The organism is Blastomonas sp. CCH1-A6, assembly GCF_001556365.1.
GTDB lineage: Bacteria > Pseudomonadota > Alphaproteobacteria > Sphingomonadales > Sphingomonadaceae > Blastomonas > Blastomonas ursincola.
In genome coordinates this window covers 1-1,033 of record NZ_LSIS01000137.1, presented here as the reverse complement: position 1 = coordinate 1,033, position 1,033 = coordinate 1, and the positions used below count along the sequence as shown (strand labels likewise).

At 66.8% G+C, this 1,033-nt stretch carries 1 protein-coding gene and 1 pseudogene; both read left to right on the top strand.

Annotated elements, in window-relative coordinates:
• Positions 1–212, top strand: a pseudogene (locus AX735_RS05410) (sensor histidine kinase); the annotation flags it as partial.
• Complete coding sequence (locus AX735_RS05405) at positions 202–963, top strand: LytR/AlgR family response regulator transcription factor (RefSeq protein ID WP_066276844.1); 762 nt, start codon at positions 202–204, stop codon at positions 961–963. The pseudogene AX735_RS05410 and the gene AX735_RS05405, both read left to right, overlap by 11 nt.
• Positions 964–1,033: the final 70 nt, after the last annotated feature.

Below are 1,033 nucleotides of genomic sequence, written 5' to 3'. Positions count from 1 at the left end.
GCGAGGCCGATGGCGTGCTGCACCTGACGGTCAGCGACGATGGCGATGTCATCCCGACCGATTCGGACAAGGGCAGCGGCATTGGGCTGGCCAATGTCCGCGACCGGCTCGACGCGCGCTATGGCAGCTCGGCACGGATCGAATGGCATGTCCCGTTTGAAGGAGGCTTTGTGGTGGAATTGACCTTGCCGGCGGTGCGCGATGACTGCTGAGAGCAACGCCGCCCCGCTGCGCACGATGATCGTCGACGACGAGCCGCTCGCGGTCGAACGGTTGCAGCTGCTGTGCGCGCGGCTGCCGCGGATCAGCCTGGTCGGCACTGCGAGCGATGGGGAATCCGCGCTGCGGCTTGCCGAACAGCTCAAGCCCGAACTGGTGTTTCTCGACATCAACATGCCGCGGCTCGACGGCATGGGCGTCGCGCGCGCGCTGGGCAAGACCGGGCAGTCGCCCGCGATCATCTTCGTCACCGCCTATCAGGCGTTCGCGGTCGAGGCGTTCGACCTCGCCGCGATCGATTATCTGCTCAAGCCTGTCGCCACCGACCGGCTTGAACGCGCGGTCGCGCGCGTGCTCGAACGGCGCAGCGCGGTGCTCGCCAACCCGCCCGCTACTCCGCCCGCGCAGGGCGACTGGGTGCGCGAATTCTGGGTGCCGCACCGTAGCGAACTCAAGCGTATCGACGCGGACCTGATCGAGCGGATCGATGCCGAGCGCGATTACATGCGGCTGCATGTCGGCACGCGCAGCTATCTGATGCACGAGACGATCAAGACGCTCGAGGAACGGCTCGACCCGGCGCGCTTCGTCCGCCTCCACCGCTCGCACATCGTGCGCAACGATTATATCACGTCGCTCCGCCACAATGGCGGCGGCGTGTGGTTCGCGTGTCTCGCCGATGGCAGCGAGCTGAGGGTGGGGCGGACGTATCTGGCCCGGGTGAAGGAAATGGCGGGGCGCTAGGGTGACCCGCTCTCTCCCCTTCAGGGGAGAGATGCGAAGGCTAGCCAGCTCGCTGGCTAGCCTTCGCATC

Coding starts and splice junctions, on each gene's coding strand:
- AX735_RS05405 (WP_066276844.1), top strand. CDS start 202: ATGACTGCTGAGAGCAACGCCGCCCCGCTGCGCACGATGATCGTCGAC.